At 63.9% G+C, this 22,055-nt stretch carries 16 protein-coding genes; 6 read left to right on the forward strand and 10 right to left on the reverse strand.

Annotated features, from left to right (window positions below; translation table 11 throughout):
- Positions 1 to 7 precede the first annotated feature (7 nt).
- The gene (gene hrpA / locus BJ994_RS09670; protein ID WP_167993670.1) at positions 8 to 3,910 is read left to right on the forward strand and encodes an ATP-dependent RNA helicase HrpA; all 3,903 of its coding nucleotides are present in this window, start codon (positions 8 to 10) and stop codon (positions 3,908 to 3,910) included.
- 82 nt (positions 3,911 to 3,992) lie between these two features.
- On the opposite strand, the gene BJ994_RS09675 is transcribed toward hrpA, so the two are convergent.
- The 3 genes from BJ994_RS09675 to BJ994_RS09685 all read right to left on the reverse strand — a co-directional run bounded on the left by BJ994_RS09675 (position 3,993) and on the right by BJ994_RS09685 (position 6,390).
- Positions 3,993 to 4,418, reverse strand: a complete 426-nt coding sequence (locus tag BJ994_RS09675) for an HIT family protein (RefSeq protein WP_167993672.1) — start codon at positions 4,416 to 4,418, stop codon at positions 3,993 to 3,995.
- Positions 4,415 to 5,476 carry an NAD(P)-dependent alcohol dehydrogenase gene (locus BJ994_RS09680; protein WP_167993674.1) on the reverse strand — a complete coding sequence of 354 codons (1,062 nt, stop codon included), beginning with the start codon at positions 5,474 to 5,476 and terminating at the stop codon, positions 4,415 to 4,417. Before BJ994_RS09680 ends, BJ994_RS09675 begins: the two co-directional genes overlap by 4 nt.
- 83 nt (positions 5,477 to 5,559) lie before the next feature.
- The gene (locus BJ994_RS09685) at positions 5,560 to 6,390 is read right to left on the reverse strand and encodes a sulfurtransferase (protein ID WP_167993676.1); all 831 of its coding nucleotides are present in this window, start codon (positions 6,388 to 6,390) and stop codon (positions 5,560 to 5,562) included.
- A gap of 148 nt (positions 6,391 to 6,538) precedes the next feature.
- Here BJ994_RS09685 and BJ994_RS09690 point away from each other — a divergent pair, with 148 nt between their 5' ends.
- A complete protein-coding gene (locus BJ994_RS09690; protein WP_167993678.1) occupies positions 6,539 to 8,221 on the forward strand; it encodes an alkaline phosphatase D family protein in 1,683 nt (560 codons plus the stop codon).
- Between the two features lie 24 nt (positions 8,222 to 8,245).
- On the opposite strand, the gene BJ994_RS09695 is transcribed toward BJ994_RS09690, so the two are convergent.
- Positions 8,246 to 8,908 carry an MBL fold metallo-hydrolase gene (locus BJ994_RS09695; protein ID WP_167993680.1) on the reverse strand — a complete coding sequence of 221 codons (663 nt, stop codon included), beginning with the start codon at positions 8,906 to 8,908 and terminating at the stop codon, positions 8,246 to 8,248.
- Positions 8,909 to 9,005: 97 nt separating this feature from the next.
- Here BJ994_RS09695 and BJ994_RS09700 point away from each other — a divergent pair, with 97 nt between their 5' ends.
- On the forward strand, positions 9,006 to 9,443 hold the full coding sequence (locus BJ994_RS09700; RefSeq protein WP_167993682.1) for a Fur family transcriptional regulator: 438 nt from the start codon (positions 9,006 to 9,008) through the stop codon (positions 9,441 to 9,443).
- Positions 9,444 to 9,454: 11 nt separating this feature from the next.
- Here BJ994_RS09700 and BJ994_RS09705 read toward each other — a convergent pair whose 3' ends face one another.
- From BJ994_RS09705 to BJ994_RS09715, 3 genes are read right to left on the reverse strand one after another with little or no spacing between them, the layout of a single operon-like run.
- Positions 9,455 to 10,333: a metal ABC transporter permease gene (locus BJ994_RS09705; RefSeq protein WP_167993684.1), complete on the reverse strand. Its 879-nt coding sequence runs from the start codon at positions 10,331 to 10,333 to the stop codon at positions 9,455 to 9,457.
- 2 nt (positions 10,334 to 10,335) lie between these two features.
- Positions 10,336 to 11,154 (reverse strand): metal ABC transporter ATP-binding protein, encoded by an 819-nt coding sequence (locus BJ994_RS09710; RefSeq protein ID WP_342450341.1) that lies wholly within the window; start codon positions 11,152 to 11,154, stop codon positions 10,336 to 10,338.
- 44 nt (positions 11,155 to 11,198) lie between these two features.
- Positions 11,199 to 12,194 (reverse strand): metal ABC transporter solute-binding protein, Zn/Mn family, encoded by a 996-nt coding sequence (locus BJ994_RS09715; RefSeq protein WP_167993686.1) that lies wholly within the window; start codon positions 12,192 to 12,194, stop codon positions 11,199 to 11,201.
- A gap of 173 nt (positions 12,195 to 12,367) precedes the next feature.
- Between BJ994_RS09715 and BJ994_RS09720 the strand changes: the two genes are divergently transcribed.
- Together BJ994_RS09720 and BJ994_RS09725 are read left to right on the forward strand one after the other, a co-directional pair.
- On the forward strand, positions 12,368 to 12,706 hold the full coding sequence (locus tag BJ994_RS09720; protein ID WP_167993688.1) for a hypothetical protein: 339 nt from the start codon (positions 12,368 to 12,370) through the stop codon (positions 12,704 to 12,706).
- 48 nt (positions 12,707 to 12,754) lie between these two features.
- Positions 12,755 to 13,543, forward strand: coding sequence for a nitroreductase family protein (locus BJ994_RS09725; protein ID WP_167993690.1), 789 nt, complete (start codon positions 12,755 to 12,757; stop codon positions 13,541 to 13,543).
- 60 nt (positions 13,544 to 13,603) lie between these two features.
- On the opposite strand, the gene BJ994_RS09730 is transcribed toward BJ994_RS09725, so the two are convergent.
- The 3 genes from BJ994_RS09730 to guaB1 all read right to left on the reverse strand — a co-directional run bounded on the left by BJ994_RS09730 (position 13,604) and on the right by guaB1 (position 17,935).
- Complete coding sequence (locus BJ994_RS09730) at positions 13,604 to 14,695, reverse strand: hemolysin family protein (protein WP_167993692.1); 1,092 nt, start codon at positions 14,693 to 14,695, stop codon at positions 13,604 to 13,606.
- Positions 14,692 to 16,038, reverse strand: coding sequence for a CNNM domain-containing protein (locus tag BJ994_RS09735; RefSeq protein ID WP_167993694.1), 1,347 nt, complete (start codon positions 16,036 to 16,038; stop codon positions 14,692 to 14,694). The genes BJ994_RS09730 and BJ994_RS09735 overlap by 4 nt, the downstream gene beginning before the upstream one ends.
- Before the next feature lie 445 nt (positions 16,039 to 16,483).
- Positions 16,484 to 17,935: a GMP reductase gene (guaB1, locus tag BJ994_RS09740; RefSeq protein ID WP_167993696.1), complete on the reverse strand. Its 1,452-nt coding sequence runs from the start codon at positions 17,933 to 17,935 to the stop codon at positions 16,484 to 16,486.
- 268 nt (positions 17,936 to 18,203) lie between these two features.
- Between guaB1 and BJ994_RS09745 the strand changes: the two genes are divergently transcribed.
- Positions 18,204 to 22,040, forward strand: a complete 3,837-nt coding sequence (locus BJ994_RS09745; RefSeq protein ID WP_167993698.1) for a multifunctional oxoglutarate decarboxylase/oxoglutarate dehydrogenase thiamine pyrophosphate-binding subunit/dihydrolipoyllysine-residue succinyltransferase subunit — start codon at positions 18,204 to 18,206, stop codon at positions 22,038 to 22,040.
- Positions 22,041 to 22,055: the final 15 nt, after the last annotated feature.

The raw sequence follows: 22,055 nt of genomic DNA on the forward strand, positions 1-22,055 counted from the left end.
AGCAATCATGTCTCTGACGATCACCTATCCCGCCCAGCTACCGGTCTCGGAACGGCGGGCCGACATCATGGCTGCCATCGCGGCCAACCAGGTCACCATCATTGCGGGCGAAACCGGCTCGGGTAAAACAACACAGATTCCCAAGATGTGCCTGGAACTCGGACTCGCGAAGACCGGGATGATCGGCCATACCCAGCCGAGGCGCCTTGCCGCACGGACTGTGGCCGAACGCATCGCCGAGGAGCTCGACGTCAAGCTCGGCGAAGAGGTGGGTTACCAGGTTCGGTTCACCGGCGAGGTTGGCCGAAGGACGCGCATCAAACTGATGACGGACGGCATCCTGCTTGCGGAGATCCAGCATGACAAGCTTCTGAAGAAGTACAGCACGATCATCATTGACGAGGCCCACGAGCGCAGCCTCAACATCGACTTCATCCTCGGTTACCTCAAGCGCATCCTGCCCAAGCGGCCGGACCTCAAGCTCATCATCACGTCGGCGACGATTGACCCGGAGCGGTTCGCCAACCACTTCGCGGCCGACGAAGCGGTCGAGGCCAAGCAGCGGGCGCCCATCATCGAAGTGTCCGGGCGCACGTACCCCGTCGAGATCCGGTACCGGCCGCTCAGCCAACCCGCCGGGAGCTCAGAGTCCGATTCGGATGACGAACTGGAAGAAGACCGCGACCCGCTGGATGCCGTGTGCGACGCCGTCGACGAACTGGCGCTCGAAGCACCCGGTGACATCCTCGTGTTCTTCTCGGGCGAGCGCGAGATCCGCGACGCCGCCGACGCCCTGCGTGCCCGCGTGCAGACCAACCCGCGGCTGCGCGGAACCGAGATCCTGCCGTTGTTCGCCCGGCTCTCCCTGCAGGAACAGCACCGGGTGTTCAACCCGGGCGGATCCGGCCGGCGGATCGTCCTGGCCACCAACGTAGCGGAAACCTCGTTGACCGTCCCCGGTATCAAGTTCGTTATCGACACGGGCACAGCACGCATCTCGCGCTACTCCCACCGCACCAAGGTGCAGCGCCTGCCGATCGAGCGGGTCTCGCAGGCCTCAGCGAACCAGCGGTCCGGCCGTTGCGGGCGCGTCTCCGACGGCATCGCGATCCGCCTCTACTCCGAGGAGGATTTCGAGTCCCGACGTCCCTTCACAGACCCGGAAATCCTCCGCACCAACCTGGCCGCCGTCATCCTGCAAATGACGGCCATGGGGGTCACCCGCGGGCCCAAGGATGTAGCCGCCTTCCCGTTCGTCGAGCCACCGGATTCGAAAGCAATCAACGACGGCGTCACCCTCCTTCGCGAACTTGGTGCGCTGAGCGCGGATGGCGCAATATCCGCCGTCGGCCGCCAACTTGCCCAACTGCCGGTGGATCCGCGCCTCGGGCGAATGATCGTGGAGGCAGGACGACGCGGATGTGCCAAGGAAGTCATGGTCCTCGCTGCGGCGCTGACCATCCAGGACCCGCGGGAGCGCCCGCAGCCGGACCAGGCTGCGAAGCTGCAGACCGCTACGGAGAAACACAGGCGGTTCCTCGATGAAAACTCGGACTTCACGGGTTACCTGAACCTTTGGCGCTATCTTCAGGACCAGCAGAAGGAACTGTCCTCCACCCAGTTCCGAAAGCTGTGCCGCAACGAGTTCATCAACTATCTCCGCGTGCGCGAGTGGCAGGACCTGTTCACCCAGCTACGGCAGCTCGCCAAGCCGCTGGGAATCACCATTCCGCCGGGAGCGGTTGATCCGGTGGCGCACCACGACGCCATCCACATCAGCCTCCTCTCGGGACTCTTGAGCCACATCGGCCTCTACGACCAGCGCAAACGGGAGTACGCCGGCGCACGTGGTACCCGATTCGCGATCTTCCCGGGCAGTGCCCTCTTCAAGAAAAGTCCCGACTGGGTGATGGCCGCCGAGCTCGTGGAGACGTCCCGGCTATGGGCCCGCGTCGCAGCGAAGTTCGACCCGCTGTGGGCCGAAGAGGTGGCGCCGGACCTGGTGAAGCGCAGCTACAGCGAACCGCACTGGTCCCGCAAGATGGGCTCCGTCATGGCCTACGAGAAGGTCACACTCTACGGCGTCCCCATTGTGCCGCAGCGCCGTATCAACTACGGACGCATCGATAAGGAACTGGCCAGGGAGCTGTTCATCCGGCACGCTTTGGTGGAGGGCGACTGGCGCACCCACCACAAGTTCTTCTCCCGCAACAAGGCGCGCATCGCGGAGATTGAGGAGATGGAGAACCGGATGCGCCGCCGCGACCTGATGGTTGACGACGAAACCCTGTTCGCGTTCTATGACGCGCGGGTGGGCGCGGATGTGGTCTCGGAACGGCACTTCGACAAGTGGTGGAAAAATGCGCGGCAGGACAACCCGAACCTGCTGGACATCTCGGACCAGGAGTTACTCAGCCGCGACGCAGACCTGGATGAGACGGCCTTCCCGAAGTCCTGGCAGCAGCAGGGGTTCGAACTACCGCTGGCCTATGAGTTCTCTCCGAATGTGCCCGGTGCATCGGACGGTGTAACCGTTCAGGTTCCCGTCCTGTTCCTCAACCAGCTCGAACCGGGGCCGTTCCAGTGGCAGATACCCGGACTCCGGGTGGAGCTTATCACCGCCCTGATCAAGTCCCTGCCAAAGCAGATCCGCAAGAACTTCATCCCCGCACCCGATGTAGCGCGCACTGCCGTCGACGCCCTCCATAAGGATTTCGATCCCGCACAGGATGAGCTCGAACCGTCCCTGGAACTCGCGCTGCGCAGGCTCAAGGGACACATCATCCCGCCGGGATCGTGGAACCGCGACACGCTCCCGCCCCACCTGCAGATGACGTTCCAGATCGTTGACGGCGCTGGCCGGATCCTCGACGAAGGCAAGGACCTGCAGGCTCTCCAGGAGTCGCTTGCACCACAGACCCGGCGCGCCATTGCCGAGTCGCTCGGTGCGACGCCGGGCACAGTCGGATCGAAGCAGCCGAGCGCACGCCGCAAGAAGCGGGCGCCGTCGTCGTCCGTTCAGGAAGCGGACCCCGGCATCAAGGAAGTCAGCGGCGCAACCGAATGGACGTTCGGGACGATTCCCCGCGATGTCTCGCGAATCGTTGGCGGACACCGGGTCACCGGCTACCCCGCCCTCGTCGATGAGAACGACAGCGTCGGGCTCAAGGTCTTCCCCAACCCGGCTGAACAAGCCGCCGCGATGCGCGTCGGCGTGATTCGGCTGCTCGCCCTGCGGGTGCCGAGCCCTGCCCGGTATGTGCTTGAGCACCTGAGCAATGCCGAGAAGCTGACCTTCACCCAGAACCCGCATGGAAGCGTCGCCGCCTTGATCGAGGACTGCTCGATCGCCGCGATCGACAAGCTGACACCTGACGCATTGCCGTCATCCCGGGAAGAGTTCGATGCCCTGTACGAAAGCGTGCGCGCGGAACTGATCGATACCGTCTTCACCGTCACGGCCACAGTCGAGAAGATTTTGGCAAGCGCCCGGCGGATTGAGAAGCGACTCAAGGGGTCCACGAGCCTGGCCCTGATCACCGCACTGAACGACATGAAGAGCCAGCTGGAACAGCTCGTTTATCCGGGCTTCGTCGCGTCGACGGGTTACGCCCAGCTGACTCACCTTCCCCGCTACCTTGCCGGGATTGAGCGGCGGCTGGAGAAGCTGGACACGAACGTCCAGCGTGACGGCGTCAGCACCGCCGTGATCCAGCGGCTGGAGGATGAGTACGACGACGCCGTGGCCGCCGTCGCGCCGCACGGCCGCACGGCGCCGCCTGGCCTGCGTCGCGTCCGATGGATGCTGGAAGAGCTGCGGATCAGTCTCTTCGCGCAGGAACTGGGTACGGCCTACTCCGTGTCCGAGAAGCGGATACGCGCAGCGCTCGGGGAAGCGCTCGCGGCCTGAAACCCCGGAACTTTCGTGCAGCTATGGCGGCTGAGACGCGGCTGAGGTCACCAGAGCTGCACGAAAGTTCCCCTGGAAAGTGTCAGTCCGGAACGTGCTCCGAGTACCCTGCTTTGCGCAGGGCGGACCGGAGGCGTTCGGCATTCCTGTCGAGCTTCGCCGGGTCCGGATTGTGGTCGACGTTGTGCACGTCGAAATCGGCAGGGGTCTGGGTGGGCCAGATATGGACATGGACGTGGGGAATCTCGTACCCCTCCATGAGCACCCCGATCCGCTTGGCGTTGAATTCAGATTCCTGGACCTTCGCAATTTTCTGGGCCACGTTCATCAGTTTGCCGAGCAGCTCGGGCTCGGCGTCGACCCAGTGCGCAACTTCCTGCCGCGGTACAACCATGAGGTGCCCGTCGGTGATGGGCTCGATGGTCAGGAAGGCGACCACGTCCTCGTCCTTCCAGACGAAGCGGCCCGGAATCTCGCCGTCGATAATCTTCGTGAACAGGGTGCTCATGCGTCCTCCTTCAGGGAGCTTACGTCCAGGACGAAACGGTACTTGACGTCGCCGGCCACCATCCGGTCATAGGCGACGTTGAGCTGGTCGCCCGTCACGATTTCGATGTCGGATACCACGCCGTGTTCGTCGCAGAAGTCCAGCATTTCCTGTGTTTCCTCAATTCCGCCGATGAGCGAACCGGTGTAGGCCAGGCGCTTGCGGATGAGCAGTCCCGGATTGACGGCGGGCATGGGGTCCGCAGGCAATCCCAACTGAAACAGCGCGCCGTCGAGCCGAAGCGTCCGGAAGAGCGGATTCAGGTCATGGGGCGCTGCCACCGTGTCGATGATGACATCGAGTGTGCCGGCAGCGGCGGCCATGGCGTCCGGGTCCTTCGAGATCACCACGTTGTCCGCGCCCAGTTCGCGCGCGGCGTCAACCTTGCCCGGAGACGTGGTGAACACCGTCACCTCGGCGCCCATGGCCTTGGCGATCTTCACCGCCATGTGGCCCAGGCCGCCGAGCCCGACGACACCTACGGCGTCACCCTTCTCCACTTCGAAATGGTTCAACGGAGAGAACGTGGTGATGCCGGCGCAGAGCAGCGGCGCGGCTGCAGCAGGATCCATGCCCTCCGGAATGGACAGGACGTACCCCTCGTTCACCACGATCGAGGTGGCGTAGCCGCCCTGGGTGGTCTCGCCGTCGTGCCTGCGGTCCGGCGTACCGTAGGTACCCGTCATCCCGACCAGGCAGTACTGCTCAAGCCCTTCGGCGCAGCTCTCGCAGTCGCGGCAGGAGTCGACCATGCAGCCGACCCCAACCCTGTCCCCGAGCGCGAAGCCCGTGACGGAGTCCCCTACCCGGGTGACCCGGCCAACGATCTCGTGACCGGGCACCAGGGGGTACCGCGTGGATCCCCACTCGCTGCGCGCAGCGTGGACGTCCGAGTGGCACAGGCCGCAGAAATCGATGGCGATCTCGACGTCGTCGTGCTCCGGCGAGCGGCGCTCGATAGTGGTGAGCCCCAATCCGCTCGAAGGCGACGTGGCGGCGTAGGCGTGCACAGTAGTCATCTGCCGGTCCTCTCCTGACTGGAGTTCAGATCTGTTCCGGCATTTACTCTCTCACAACACTCATCGATGCGCTCCGGAGGACCTCAGGGACCGGTGGCGACAGGTAGATCTGCACGGCCGGACCACTGGGACCAGGACCCGGGATATAGCGCAGCAGAGAATCCCGCGATATCGAGTGCCGCAATCTCATGCGCGGCCGTGATACCGGAACCGCAGTACACCGCAACTTCGGCCGTGTCCGTCACGCCGAGCGCCGCGAACCTGCGGCGCAATTCCGCGGACGGCAGGAACGTTTTCTGCGGTGTCAGGTTGTCCATGGTCGGAGCGCTGAGGGCACCGGGGATGTGGCCCGCCTTTGGGTCGATGGGTTCGGCCTCGCCGCGGAACCGTTCTGACGCGCGCGCGTCCAGCAGGACCCCGTGCCGCGGGAACCCGGCAACATCGTCCAGCTCCAGGACAGGCATTTTGCCGTGATGCAGCGTCACGTCGCCAAGGCAGTGCTGTTCAACGCCCCGCTCGGTTTCATGCCCTGCAGCCTTCCAGGCCGCGAGTCCGCCGTCGAGCAGGTGCACCGTGGTCATGCCTGCGTCGCGCAGCAGCCACCAAAGCCGTGCGGCAGCAAGACTGCCGTTGTCGTCGTAGGCAACCACGACGTCGCCGTCGTTGATGCCCCACTGACGTGCCGCTTCCTCGAGCATTACCGGGTCCGGAAGCGGGTGCCTGCCTCCCGCCGCGGTTGGGGTCGAGCAAAGCTGGGATTCCATGTCTACGTAGACGGCCCCGGGAATGTGAGCTGATCGATAATGTTCGTGACCGTGGGGGTCGCCCAACGCCCAGCGAACATCCAGCAGGACGGTCTGTTGGCCGGAGGTCATCCGGTTTCGCAGCGCCTGCACGTCCATCAGAGTCTCCATGAAGATCTCCTTATGAATGTGTGACCGGTGACACACCGGCCAGGGTGTGAATCAAGTTCACCACAGCGGAACCGGACACTCCAATCCGCCCTGCAGCACGGACCGGATTGCGGTAGCTCTCAGTCGCCGTACGCGGTACAAAGGGGTAATGACAGCTTCACTGGTGCTCGGCCCGCTGCTCCGCTATGTCGACGAGGATTCGGCCAGCGTCTGGGTGGAAACCAGCGCCGCCTGCCGGGTGGTTCTCCGCGCGCGGGACCGCCACTGGGAAGCCCGGACCTTCGCCGTCCACGGCCACCACTACGCACTCATTGAAGCGTCCGGTCTCGAACCGGGGTCAACCACTCCCTACAGCGTGGAGGTCGACGGCGAGCGCAGCTGGCCGGAAGCGGGTTCCGCCTTCCCGGACCCGGTGATCCGTACGCTCAGGCCTGAGCGCGCCTTGCGCATGGCTTTTGGTTCCTGCCGCACGAGCGTTCCCCACGATGCGGACGGCAATGGCCGCCACGGCATCGATTCGATGCGCGCCTATGCTCTGCACAGGGCCAACAACGACGACGACGACGCGTGGCCGGATCTCGTCGCTTTCCTGGGCGACCAGGTGTATGCCGATGCCACAAGCAGCGAGATGCAGGAGTTCATTCGTGCGCGGCGTTCCCTCGACGAACCGCCTGGGGAAGAACTGAAGGACTACGAGGAGTACGCGCACCTGTACAAGCTCGCCTGGTCCGATGAGGCCAACCGCTGGCTGCTCTCCACCCTGCCGAGCGCGATGATCTTCGACGACCACGACATCCGGGACGACTGGAACGCTTCGACGGACTGGCGCGACGAGATGCACTCGACCTCCTGGTGGCACGGCCGGATCGTGTCCGGCCTGGCGTCCTATTGGGTCTACCAGCACCTCGGCAACCTCTCGCCCGCCGCGCGAGCCGAGGATGAACTCTGGCAGCAGGTCTGCGCGCACGGCGGGCCGGATGAGCTCGATCTGACCGACGCAATCGACGCCTTCGCCGAACGGGCTGATAGGGAACCGGACAGCTACCGCTGGAGCTACTGCCGCGACATCGGCGATGTGCGGCTGATCACCGTCGACTCCCGGGCCGCTCGCGTCCTTGAATCCGGCAAACGCTCCCTGCTCGATGACAAGGAACTCGCGTGGCTGGATGAACACATGCGGGGCGGTTTCCGGCACCTGGTGATCGCGACGTCGCTGCCGTTCCTCCTCCCGCGCGGCCTGCATCACATCGAATCCTGGAATGAGGCGCTGGCCGAGGGCGCCTGGGGCAAGCGGGGTGCGCAGATCGGGGAACGTATCCGCCGTGCCGTGGACCTTGAGCACTGGGGTGCCTTCCAACGCAGCTTCCGCGCCGTAGCCGACTTCGCCGTCGAGGTCGCGGACGGTAAGCGCGGCGCACCCCCGCAGACCGTGATGTTCCTCTCCGGCGACGTCCACTTCTCCTACATCGCCGAGGTGGAACGGGATTCGGGAAGCCGGATCATTCAGGCGGTGTGCTCACCGATCCGTAACCCGCTCCCGCGCATCATGCGCTTTATGACTGCCATCATGTCCTACGGTGTGGCCAGCCCCGTCGGCTCCCTCGTTGCCCGCTCCGTGCGAGTTCCGAAGCCGCCGTTCCGCTGGAAGGGCGTCAGGGGCCCATGGTTCGACAACAATCTTGCCGGCCTGGAAGACACGGACGACGGCATGCGGCTCTGGTGGACCACCGGCGTCGTTGACGGCGCCGATGTGGAACGGCCGGGCTTGAAGCAGGTTGCGACCTACACCGTTCAGCCGCGCGTGCGCACCGAACCCATTAAAGCCGACTAACTATCAGCGTCCACCGGCTCCGGACTAGCCGAGCGTCACGCTCTCACCGGGGTCGAGGTGGACGAATTCGGTTCCGTAGTGCTTCCCCAACCGTGAGACGTGGCCTTCGACCATGGCCAGCCCGGTCTCGTTGAGCAGCGCATCGTGGATCTGGTGTGCCCGCGGCGCGCGCACTGACGTCACAAAGTCGATTACCTCTGCCGTCTTGGACCACGGCGCGTGAACAGGCACCAGCAGGGTGCCGACGGTAACGCCGTGGGGCACGATGAACGAATCTCCGGGATGATACAGCTCGCCGTTGATGAGGTATCCGATGTTTTTCACGATCGGAAGGTGCGGATGGATGAGGGCGTGCTGACCGCCGAAAGTCTGCACTTCGAACCCGGCGATGGTGTAGTTCTTCTCGGGCTCGACGGTGTGGACGCGGGCGGCGTCGTCGTTATCCAGAATGTCGCTCAGCCTGGTCGCGACTCCCGCCGGAGCATGGACTTCGAGCTGCGGCTCTGCCCGGACGGCAGCGGAAATCCGTTCCTCGTCGAAGTGGTCGGCGTGTTCGTGGGTGATCAGGATGGCGGCAACGTCTGCAACGGCCTCCTCGACCTCCGAGAAACTGCCCGGATCGATGACGAGCGCCGAGCCGTCCTGCTCGAGCCGAACACATGCGTGGGTGAACTTGGTCAGCAGCATGGGGCCAGACTATCGCCGTCCGGGCGGGAAGTCTCGGGGGTACGCCGGTGCTACCCTTGACGCGGTTGGGTCGAGTACAGGAGGTGACCAGCCAAGCATGCCAGCGGAAGCAGGACAACCGGTCCGTAAGGGGTCGGAGCAGCGCGTAACGAAGCAACGCCTCGCGGTCAGCGCCACACTCGACGAATTGGACGACTTCGTAAGCACCCAGGAGCTCTACCGGAAGCTGCACGAGCGCGGTGAATCTGTCTCCCTCGCTACCGCCTACCGCATCCTCCAGTCAATGGCCGACGACGGCCTCGTGGACGTGCTCCGCAACGGGGAGGGTGAAGCGGTGTACCGGCGCTGCGCCGTGGAGCACCATCACCACCACCTGCTGTGCCGGAACTGCGGGCGGGCCGTTGAAATCGAGGCTCCCGCCGTTGAGCAGTGGGCTGCCCGCGTTGCGCGCGAACACGGCTACACAGAGGTGGCGCATACAGTCGAGATCTACGGGCTCTGCCCTGAATGCACGTCCAAAGAAGCCGCAGAATAGACCGCCCCGTACTACGCGTGCTGCGGTGCGCGTGGGGTGACCGATGAGCTCCTGGACCGCCGCCACGCAATGAGCCTGCAGACCAGGTAGATCAGGAACGAGATGGTGGTCACGTAGGGGCTGATCGGGATTCGTCCGCCCAGAGCGAGCAGGATTCCGCCCACCACCGAAGTACACGCGAAGACGACGCTGAGCAGCACCACGAGGCGTGGCGAGGAGGTCACCTTCAGCGCCGCTGCAGCCGGGGTGATGAGCAGGGCGAGGACCAGGAGCGCACCCACCACCTGGATGGACAGCGCAACGGCAACGCCGAGCAGAAACATGAACACCAGCGACAGGCCGCGAACCGGTACGCCGCGGGCTTCGGCGAGTTCGGCGTCCACGCTCGCGAATGTCAGCGGTCGCCAGATGGCCGCAAGCGCAACCATAACGACGACGGCGCAGCCGGCCAGCAGGGTCAGCTGGACCTGGTCGACGGAAACAATCTGCCCGGTCAGTAGTCCGAACTTGTTTGCCGCGCGCCCCTGGTACAGGGCGAGGAACAGGATGCCGAGTCCCAGCCCAAAGGGCATGATGACGCCGATGATCGAGTTACGGTCCCGGGCACGGATACCCATCAGCCCGAGCAGCAGCGCTGCGATCACGGAGCCCACCAGCGAACCGAAAACCACGTTGGCGCCGATCAGCAGGGCGAACGCGGCTCCGGCGAAGGAAAGCTCTGCGATTCCGTGCACCGCGAACGCCAGGTCGCGCATCATGACGAAAGTGCCGATGAGTCCGCCGAGCAGGCCAAGTACGGCCCCGGCCCAGATTGAATTCTGGACCAGCGGCAACAGTTCGCCGTAGTTGTCGAACGTGAAGATCGCGCGGAATATCTCTTCGAAGCTCACTGCTACCCCACCTCGATGTGGTGGTGGGTGGTGGCGTCCGGAAGCCCCACCACCACAATGCGCCCGTTGTTGCGGATTACGTCCACCCTGCTGTCGTAGAGGTCCGAAAGAACCTCACTGGTCATGACGTCCTCCGGCCTGCCAACGCGGAAGCGCCCCCCGGCGAGGTAGAGCACCCGGTCAACGTAGTCGATGATCGGGTTGATCTCGTGGGTGACAAAAACCACCGCCGTGTTGTGCTCGCGGCACTGCGCGTTGATGAGCCTGCTGACTGCCTGCTGGTGATGCAGGTCGAGGGACAGCAGCGGCTCATCGCACAGGAGGACTTTCGGGTCCGCCGCCAGTGCCTGTGCGGCCCTGAGCCGCTGCTGCTCACCGCCGGAAAGCCTTCCGACCGGCGCGTCAGCGTACGTCGACGCTCCTACTTTCTCAAGAAGCGCATCGACCGTGCGGCGGTACCGGGCACCTCCACGACGGAGCCCCCATCGGTGCCCGTCCACCCCGAGCCCCACGAGATCGCGCGCCCGAAGCGGAGTCTCCGGCGCGAAGGATTTCTGTTGCGGGATGTACCCGAAGTCGCGGCTCCCACGATGCAGGGGCTGCCCCTGGATGGTCGCTGTACCTGAATCAAGGTCCTGGAGGCCCAGCAGTACCTTGAGCAGGCTGGTCTTGCCGGAGCCGTTCGGTCCCAGGACAGCAAGGAACTCGCCGGGATGAAGATCAAGGTCCAGGTCATGCCACAGCGTCCGGGGGCCGAACGCAAGTGAAGCCGACCGTAGGCTGACCACCGGATGGGCGGCAGCGCCGTCGTCGTCGGCCACCTGGCCTCCTAGGTGCAGGGAATGAGTGTCTGCAGCCAATTCTGTCAGGACTTCAGCGCATCGGCGATGCTGTCGAGATTGGCGCTCATCCAGGAGAGATAGTCCCCACCCTCGGGCAGGGTCTCGGTGAAGTTCACCACCGGAACCGAGGCGGACTCCGCCACGTCCCGGACAGCCTGGGTCTGTGGACCCTCGGTTTGTTCGTTGTAGGCGAGGAACGCAACCGATCCGCCCTCAACGAGCTCCTGCATCTCGTTCAACGCCGCAACCGGGACATCGGCGCCCTCTTCAATGGCTTCGGTGTAATCGGCAGGCGTGACGTTCTCAAGGCCGGCGGCCTCCAGGAGGTAAACGGGTACCGGTTCGGTAATCGCGACGGACTTGCCCTCCGCGTCGGCGTGAAGGCTCTCCGCGCGCTCCTGCAGTGCCGTGACTTCTTCGACGAATGCGGCTGCGTTGTCCTCATAGGAGGCGGCGTTGTCCGGATCCAGCCCTGCCAGCTTCTCCCCTACGACGCCCGCGAGGTCCGCCATCGCATCCAGCTTGTACCAGACGTGCTCGTTGAAGGAGCCGTGGGCGTGCCCGTGGGCGTCCTCGGCGTGCGCTTCCTCTTCAGAGTGTTCGCCCTCTTCGGCGTGCGCTTCTTCTTCGGGTGCAACCCCGGAAATCTCGACGGCGCTCACGATGTATTCGTGGTCCATCTCGACGTCATCCGCGAGCAGGTGGAGGAACGGGTCATAACCCCCGCCGTTCTCCACGAGCAGGTCCGCCTTGGATACAGCGAGCTTGTCCTGCACAGTCGCCTCATAGGAGTGCGGGTCCTGGCTGAGGCTGTTGACGATCGCGGTGACCTCAACCTCTCCCCCGCCGACAGCCTCGACGATTCCGCCGTAGACGTTGGTGGAGGTGACTACCTGGATGGTGCCGTCGTCGGCAGCGTTCGCGGTCTCGCTGCCGCCCTGGCCGCAACCGGCGATAGCCAACGGAAGAAGTGCAGCGGCGGCGAGCGCCGTCGTCGTACGCGCGGAAATACTGCGCATTGATTCCCTCGATCTACTCAAGTGTTGAGATAGGAGTGTTGATGAACAGCCTCCAGTCTAAACTAAACGCGAATCATTCGCATTTCCTCCGAAAGCGTACGACGACGCCGGCCGCCTCGCCGATGCGAGAATGGTTCAGTGTCCAGATACCGGCAGCACACGACTCCGCAGCGATGACGTTTCCTGAACTGGTCTTGGTTCTCGCTGCCGGTGCCTACGCCGTCAATGCCGCCTTCGGAGCCTCTGTACGCCTTCGCTGGCTGGACTCAACACGCTTCCGCTGGGTGCACCACGGGCTCTACATCGCCACTTTCCTGCTCACAGTCGCCGCCATCAGCTCAGTGTTGTGGAGCAGCAGCCGGGCAGGCTGGTACCTGCTGCCGGCAGTCGTGCCGCTCGCCGTGCTTCCGTACGCCGGTTCGGCACACAAACATCCCGGGAGACACATCGTCGTCGCGCTCGGCGCCCTGCCGTTCTACATCCTGGGCCTGGCTGTGGCATTCTCGGTCTGACAGCTCACAGCCCACGGCCCGTAGCCGATCGACCCGAAGGACACTGAAGTGGAATTCCTTGATGTTGTGTTCAACCGCAAGACGACGAACGGGCCGTTCCTGCCTGACCCGGTGAAGGTGGAACACCAAAAGCTCCTGATGCAGGTTGCCGGCGCGGCACCGTCGCAGCTGAACAGCCAGCCGTGGCGGTTTGTGGTGGTGGAGGACCGCAGCACCATCGAACAGATCGCCGCAATCAGCGGCGAGAGCATGACCAGGGTCATGGCCGAGGGCACGTTCTTCGAGCGCTACAAGCGCTATTTCCGCTTCAGCGAAGCCGAGATGGACGTTCGGCGCGATGGCATGCTGTTTGACCAGCTGCCCGCTCTTTTGCGTCCGTTCACCAGGAAGGTCTTCACGCCTTCCGGGCAAACCCTCATGAACAAGCTGCGCGTTCCCCAGACACTCGGTGAGGAGAACCGGAAACTTGTTGCCGGGTCACCGCTCCTGATCGGGGTGATGCTGGACCGTGCGGAATACCGGCCGGGCGAGCTGTCCGGCTTCTACTCGGTATTCAGCATGGGCGCGGCGATGGAGAATTTGTGGCTGACCACCGTCGAACTCGGTGTGGGCATCCAGTTCGTATCCTTCCCCATGGAGGTCCCGGAGAACTGGAAGCGGGTCGAGCAGATTCTGGGCGTCCCGGAGGAGCTCCAACTGATGGCCGTCTATCGCCTCGGCTATCTTCCCGAGAAGCAGCGGCGTCCGGCCATCGACTGGTCCAGCCGCCAGCGCAAACGTCCCTCCCAGTACGTGTTCAGGGACACCTGCGCCACACCGCAGGAGGGTTGGGACTAAAGCGGACGACGACGGCGGGGCCACCTTGGTGCCCCGCCGTTGCCTGTTGCCCTGCGAACCTTAGGCGGACCGGAAGTCGGTGCCCGCCTGGAGCGATTCCCCGGTGCGCCGATATCCCTGACTCTGCGTGGCATCACGAATTTCGCCGATCAGCTGCTCGATGACGTCTTCCAGGAAGAGGACACCCCGGGCCTGCCCGTCTCCGGTCATCACACGGGCCAGGTGGGACCCTGTGCGCTGCATAATCGCCAGGGCGTCTTCGATTTCGTCGTCGACGCCGAGGTTGGCGAGGGTGCGGACCTTGTTCTCCGTGATCGGCCGCGAGTACGCCTCCTCGGGCATGGACATGACGTCCTTGAGGTGCATGTAGCCGGTGAGGTTGTTGTGCTCATCAATCAGCACGAAGCGTGAGAACCCGGTGCGACCAACCGCCTTCTCGAACTCTTCGGGCGTGGAATCAGTGCTCATGGTGACCAGCTCGTCCAGCGGGACCATGACCGTCCCGGCGGTCTGGCCAGAGAATTCAAGGGCGCCGTTGATCAACCCTGAATCATCATCCACCAGCCCATGGCGGGTTGACTCCTGGACGATGGACTGCACTTCCTCAAGCGTGAAGGAGGAGGTGACCTCGTCCTTCGGCTCGATGCGCATGGCACGCAGGATGTGGTTCGCCGTCCAGTTCAGGCTCGAAATCACCGGGTGGACCACCTTCGCCACCATTACCAGCGGAGGCGCAAGGAACAGGGCGGCCTTGTCCGCCACCGACACCGAAATGTTCTTTGGAACCATCTCGCCGAACGTGACGTGAAGGAAGGTCACCAGCGCAAGTGCAATCCCGAATGCGACGCCGTCAGCAAGCCCCCCGGGCAAGCCCGCCGCTTCCAGGGGCACCACCAGGAGGTGATGGATTGCCGGTTCCGCAACCTGGAGAATCAGCAGGGAACACACCGTGATGCCCAGCTGGGCGCAGGCGAGCATGAGCGAGACGTGCTCCATTGCCCACAATGTGGTGCGCGCCCGCTTCGAGCCTTCTTCAGCCAGCGGTTCGATCTGGCTCCGACGTGCGCTCATCACAGCGAATTCCGCACCCACGAAGAACGCGTTGCCGATCAACAGGATGACCAGCCAGAGAATTCCCGCCCAGTCGCTCATCGGACACCCCCAACGGCCGGAGCGCCGTTCTCGGACTCGTCCGCGTCCTGCGGGTCCGGAATGAAACTGATGCGGTCAATCCGCCGTCCGTCCATGCGTTCCACCTCAAGGATGCCGCCGGTCACCTCAACCCGGTCGCCAACCTCGGCGATACGGCCGAGAATCGCCATGATGAAGCCGCCGACTGTCTCATAGCCCGCTTCATCCGGCACCGAGAGGTGCGGGATCTGTTCACTGACCTCGTCCGGACGCATGATGCCCGGAAAGAACCAGTTTCCGGCGGCGCTTTGTAGCACGCCTGGCTTCAGCTTGTCGTGCTCGTCGGCGACCTCACCGACAATCTCCTCCACCAGGTCTTCCAACGTGGCCACGCCGGCTGTGCCGCCGTACTCATCGAGTACGACGGCGAGTTGCAGGTTGGCCTCGCGAAGCTCACTCAGGAGCGAGTCCAGGTGGACTGTCTCGGGCACACGCAGGACGTCGGTCATGATGGTTCCGGCCGGCAGTTCCGCACGCCGGGACCGCGGCACCGCAACGGCCTTCTTGACGTGAACCACTCCGCGGATGTCATCGGGTGAGTCGCCGATCAAGGGGAACCGCGAGTAGCCGGTCTTCCGCGCCAGGTCGACGACGTCGGCTACGGTCTGCTCCGAGTCGATCGTTTCCATTCGAATGCGGGGCGTCATGACGTCCGCGGCGGTGCGCTCGGAGAAGCTGAAGGTCCGGGCCAGGAAGTTCGCAGTCCCCTTGTCCAGGGTGCCCATCTCAGCGGAGCGGCGCACCAGCGAGGACAGTTCCGACGGCGTACGCGCACCTGAAATCTCCTCTTTCGCTTCGAGGCCGAACAGGTGCAGCACGCGGTTCGAGAAACCGTTGAGGAGGATGATCGCAGGCTTGAAGATAGCGGTGAAGACCAGTTGTGGCCGCGCGAGGGTCCTGCCGATCTTGAACGGCAAGGCAATCGCCATGTTCTTGGGTACCAATTCGCCCATGAGCATCGAGAGCAGCGTTGCCAGCACCATCGCGAGGATCAGGGAAATTGACCCGCGGATTCCTTCAGGCACCCCAAGCGCGCCCAGCGGCCCACCAAGCAGCCGGCCGACTGAAGGTTCCATGACATACCCGGTCAACAGTGTGGTCAGAGTGATACCCAGCTGGCAGCTGGAAAGCTGTGTGGACAGCGACTTCAGGCAGCGGAGCAGGGGCTCGGCGCGGTTGTCGCCGTCGTCGACGGCTCGCTGAACATAGGTCTGGTCCAGTGCGACCAGTGAGAATTCGACGGCAACGAAGAAGCCGGTGCCCAGAATGAGCAGCAGCCCGGCGATGAGAAGGAACCACTCCACTAGCCGCTCACCACCCGGAGGGGAACCGTCGGAAGAGACAGCGTCAGGAGAGGCACCGTCAGGAGAGCAATCGGAGAACCGGCGTCAGCCGGTGCGGGTTTCGGAGGTTCCGCAGGTTGGGAAGGTTCCCCGGATTGGGAAGGATCCCCGGTCTGCGGAGCCGATGACCCGCACTCGGAAGGCCCTGTGGTGCCGTCCGCATTCGTTTCGCCCGAGGAAAAGGAAGCCTCGGCAGCCGAACGTGCGGGAGAGGATTGGTGATGATGGGCATGTGTACGGGATTTGCCGGCACTGGATGGCTGCGCTGCACATCGTGGTGATGCTGCTTCTCGCTGCGTGCGCGCCATGGGCCGGCCCCTAGAGGAACTGTCCATAAGAATCCCAGTTTACAACAGCGGCCCCTGCTTCCGTGCTGGACGGAAGCAGGGGCCGGCTGCGACTGTTTTCACCAGCTTTGCGGAAGCGGGCGGCCTTCCTCATAGCCTGCTGCGGACTGGACACCGACAATGGCGCGTTCGCGGAATTCGTCCAGCGAGCGTGCTCCCGCGTAGGTCATCGAGCTGCGCACACCCGCTGTGATCATGTCCAGCAGGTCCTCCACACCGGGCCGGGCAGGGTCAAGGTACATGGTCGAGGTGGAGATACCTTCCTCGAAGAGGCCCTTGCGTGCGCGGGCGAAGACATCATCCCGCTGGGTCCGGTTCTGCACGGCGCGCGCGGAGGCCATGCCGAAGCTCTCCTTGTACTGGCGGCCCAAGCTGTCCGTCTGGAGATCTCCGGGGCTCTCATATGTACCGGCGAACCAGGAACCGATCATCACCTGGCTGGCACCGGCGGCAAGCGCGAGCGCGACGTCGCGCGGATAGCGGACACCGCCGTCGGCCCACACATGTGCGCCAAGCTCCCGGGCGGCCTGCGCGCACTCATACACGGCGGAAAATTGCGGCCGCCCGACCGCCGTCATCATGCGCGTGGTGCACATGGCACCGGGGCCAACGCCCACCTTGATGATCGACGCTCCGGCCTCCACGAGATCCCGCACACCGTCTGCGCTGACCACGTTTCCTGCCACGATCGGCACCGACGGGTCGAGTGACGCCACAGCCTTGAGCGCGTCCAGCATCTTGCGCTGGTGGCCGTGGGCTGTGTCCACGACAAGCACGTCCACGCCGGCCTCGAGCAGTTCCGCGGCCTTCGCCTCGACATCGCCGTTGATTCCCACCGCTGCCGCAACGCGCAGCCTGCCGCTGCCGTCGACAGCCGGCGCGTAGATAGTGGACCGCAGAGCACCCTTGCGCGTGATCACGCCGGCAAGCTCACCGTCACGGGCGACGGCGGCCAGTGAGACGCCGGCGGCGTCGAGTTCCTCGAATGCCTCCTGCAGTGCTACATCCCGATTCTCGGAGAACCGCGCGGCGTCAAGGGTGAGCGGCCTGGTCCGCATGACGGACTCAAGGGAGGCAAAGCGGTCGACGCCGTCGCAATCGGACGCCCGAACCACACCGACGCAGCGACCTGCATCATCCACCACCATTACCGCGCCGTGGGCACGCTTGTTGATCAGGTGCAGCGCGTCGATGACGGTGTTACCAGGCTCCAGCTTCAGCGGCGTTTCGAAGATGAGGTCCCGCTGCTTGACCCACTGGGTGACCTCGCGGATGACGTGGGTGGGGATGTCCTGCGGCAGTACCGCCAGCCCGCCGCGGCGGGCAACGGTCTCCACCATCCGGCGCCCGGTGACCGCCGTCATATTGGCGACCACAAGAGGGATGGTGGTTCCGGTTCCGTCAGCGGTCGCCAGGTCCACATCGAATCTGGAAATCACTTCTGACGAGGACGGAACCAGGAAAACATCCGAGTAGGTCAGGTCGGTTGAGGGCGTGTTGATGAAACGCACGGCGTGCTCCTGCAGTCGGTTACTCAGGCGAGTCTATGTCCAATTCACTGCACTTCCTGAATCGCTTACGCCCCGCTAAGACGTGACCTGTACGACAGTGCGGCAGCGCGTTGTAGTAACCCGAAGAGATTGGCTTGTTGCCTGAAACTGTCATTAGACTGATGTCCGGGTCAACAGAGTCGGTCGTGTGCGGATGCGTGTGCCGAGTTCAGACCGTTTGTAGACCCTTTTGGGCCAAGGGCAACTCATGGAAGAGGGCGTATAACAAGTGCCAGAACAACCCAACCACCGTCTACCGGAAGACTTCGGCGGAAATGAATGGCTTGTGGATGAGCTGTATGAGCAATTCCAACAGGACCGAAACTCGGTAGACAAAAAGTGGTGGAGCCTGTTCGAATCCTTTGAAGCCGGCAGCAGCGGCTCAGAGAACGGTCGGCATGCCGCGCCCCGCTCCAGTGCAGCACCGGATGATGACAGCAAACCGACCACCCGCGAGCTTCCCGTAGTGAAGGCCGAGAAGGACGCCCCCAAGGCATCGGGCGAGTCCCCCGCTGCCACCCAGGAGTCCGGCACTCCCCCAGTGCCCAAGGAACCCGCCCCCGGCAAGGAAAACGGAGCGTCGAAGCCTGCGGCGGATGCAAAGCAGCAGGCCAAGACGGAACCGAAGGCGGAGAAGGGGCCAATCCCCGCCCAGCTTCCCAAATCAGACCTCAACCCGGAAATGGATGAGGACACGGTGAACATCCTTCGTGGACCGGCTAAAGCTATCGCCACCAACATGGATGCAAGCCTCACAGTGCCGACAGCCACCAGCGTGCGCGCCGTACCCGCGAAGCTGCTCATCGACAACCGTGTAGTGATCAACAACCACCTTGAGCGTGCGCGTGGCGGCAAAGTGTCCTTCACCCACCTCATCGGCTACGCCATCATCCGCGCCCTGGCCCAGTTCCCGTCGCAGAACGTTTACTACGACGTCGTTGACGGCAAACCGGCTGCGGTCCAGCCGGCACACGTGAACTTCGGCCTGGCTATCGACATGCCCAGGCCTGACGGCACGCGTCTTCTGGTCGTCCCGAACATCAAGAAGGCTGAGACCCTCAATTTCTCGGAGTTCTGGCATGCCTATGAAGACCTCGTCAAACGCGCCCGTGCAGGAAAGCTGGGAGCCGACGACTACGCCGGGACCACGGTCTCGCTGACCAACCCCGGCGGTATCGGCACCGTCCACTCTGTGCCCCGGCTCTCCAAGGGCCAAGCCTGCATCATCGGTGCCGGCGCGCTCGAATACCCGGCTGCGTTCCAGGGTGCCAGCGACAAGACCCTGGCCCAGCACGCCATCAGCAAGACCATCACGCTCACCTCCACCTACGACCACCGTGTCATCCAGGGTGCGGGTAGCGGTGAATTCCTTCGTATCGTCCACCAGTTGCTGCTCGGCGAGCAGAACTTCTACGACGAGATCTTCGAAGCCCTGCGTATCCCGTACGAGCCTGTGCGGTGGAGCGCAGACATCCAGGTTGATCCCATGGACGAGATCAACAAGGTTGCACGCATCCAGCAGCTCATCCACGCCTACCGCGTGCGCGGGCACCTCATGGCGGATACCAACCCGCTGGAATACGTCCAGCGGAAGCACGCCGACCTCGACGTCCGTACCCACGGCCTGACCCTCTGGGATCTGGACCGCGAGTGGCCAACCGGCGGCTTCGGCGGCAGACCCACCCTGAAGTTCCGCACCATCCTCGGCGTACTGCGCGATGCGTACTGCCGGACCACGGGCATCGAGTACATGCACATCCAGGATCCCGAGGAACGCCAGTGGTTCCAGGACGAGCTGGAGCATCCCTACTCCAAGCCCAGCCGCGAGGAGCAGCTGCGCGTCCTGCACCGCCTCAACGCAGCAGAAGCGTTTGAAACCTTCCTGCAGACCAAATTCGTTGGCCAGAAACGGTTCTCGCTGGAGGGTGGCGAATCGCTGATTCCGCTGCTCGACGCAATCATTTCCGACGCAGCAGATGACGGCCTCGACGAGGTCGCGATCGGCATGGCCCACCGCGGCCGCCTGAACGTGCTCACCAACATTGCGGGCAAAACCTATGCCCAGGTGTTCCGTGAATTCGAAGGCACCCAGGACCCGCGTTCCGTCCAGGGCTCCGGTGACGTCAAGTACCACCTGGGAACCGAGGGCACTTACACCTCGGACAGCGGCAATGAAACAAAGGTCTATCTGGCAGCGAACCCCTCGCACCTGGAGGCCGTGGATTCCGTGCTCGAAGGTATTGTCCGCGCCAAGCAGGACCGCCTCGACCAGGGCGACACCTTCCCGGTTCTTCCCATCCTCGTGCACGGCGACGCCGCGTTCGCGGGCCAGGGCGTGGTAGCCGAAACCCTCAACCTTTCCCAGCTCCGTGGATACCGCACAGGCGGAACCATCCACATCATCGTGAACAACCAGGTTGGTTTCACCACCTCTCCCACCGCCTCGCGCTCCTCCGTGTACTCCACGGACGTCGCCAAGATGGTCCAGGCTCCGATCTTCCATGTGAACGGCGATGATCCGGAGGCCGTGGTTCGCGTGGCGCAGCTCGCCTACCAGTTCCGCCAGCGGTTCAACAAGGACGTAGTCATCGACATGGTTTGCTATCGTCGGCGCGGGCACAACGAGGGCGATGACCCTTCGATGACCCAGCCGATGATGTACAACCTCATCGAGGCGAAGCGTTCTGTGCGCAAGTTGTACACCGAGGCCCTGATCGGCCGTGGTGACATCAGCCAGGAAGAGGCGGAGCAGGCGCTGCGCGATTACCAGGAGCGCCTCGAACGCGTGTTCGCGGAGACCCACGCAGCGCAGACCTCCCCCATTCCCGTGGTCACGAAGGACGCCGCAGCGATCTCCGACATTGAACGCCCCATCGCGCAGCAAAGCGACAACGGCGTGGGTGTCCCAGCAAGCACAGCAATCACTGCTGAAACGCTCGCCCACATAGGCAAGGCACATATCGACTTCCCTGACGGCTTCACCGTCCATCCGAAGCTGAAGTCGCTGCTGGAAAAGCGGGAGCAAATGTCCCGCGAAGGCGGTATCGATTGGGGCTTCGGCGAAATCGCGGCCTTTGGAGCCCTGCTCATGGAGGGTGTGCCGGTTCGCCTTGCCGGGCAGGATTCACGGCGCGGCACCTTCGTGCAGCGGCACGCGGTGTTCCACGATCGCGCCAACGGCGAGGAATGGCTCCCGCTGGGTGACCTTGCCGAGAGCCAGGCCAAGTTCTGGATCTACGATTCCCTTCTGTCTGAGTACGCGGCACTCGGCTTCGAATACGGCTACTCCGTTGAGCGTCCCGATGCACTCGTGATCTGGGAAGCGCAGTTCGGCGACTTCGTCAACGGCGCGCAAACCATCATCGACGAGTTCATCAGCTCCGCTGAGCAGAAGTGGGGGCAGCGGAGCTCGCTGGTGCTGATGCTTCCTCACGGCTACGAGGGTCAGGGACCAGACCACTCATCGGCCCGTATCGAGCGCTTCCTGCAGATGTGTGCAGAAGACAACATGATCGTGGCCAACCCCACCACCGCCGCCTCGCACTTCCATCTCCTGCGCCGCCAGGCCTACAGCCGTCCGCGGAAGCCCCTCATCATCTTCACCCCGAAGCAGCTGCTGCGACTCAAGGCGGCCGCGAGCAGCGTCGAGGATTTCACCCAGGGTGGCTTCAAGACGGTCATCGGCGACACTGCCGGGTTGAATGCACAGGACGTAACGCGCGTCCTGCTGGTTTCCGGTCGCCTCTACTACGATCTGGCCGCGGCCCGCCAGAAGGCTGACGACACCTCTACAGCGATCATCCGGGTGGAGCAGCTGGCACCGCTTCCGGCAGAGGAGATCAAGTCTGCCATCTCCTCCTATCCCAACGCGGACGTGGTGTGGGCACAGGATGAGCCGGCGAACCAGGGCCCCTGGCCGTTCATCGGCCTCAACCTTCCACAGCACCTCGACCGCCCGGTGCAGCTCGTGTCGCGTCCCGCGTCGGCGTCCACCGCTACAGGTTCCGCAAAACACCACGCCGTGGAGCAGGAGCTGCTGATCAAGAGGGCATTCGACCGCGGGTAGTCGCTGGCCGCGCGA

Origin of the sequence: Arthrobacter pigmenti (assembly GCF_011927905.1) — a bacterium.
In the GTDB taxonomy this organism is placed as follows: Bacteria; Actinomycetota; Actinomycetes; order Actinomycetales; family Micrococcaceae; genus Arthrobacter_D; species Arthrobacter_D pigmenti.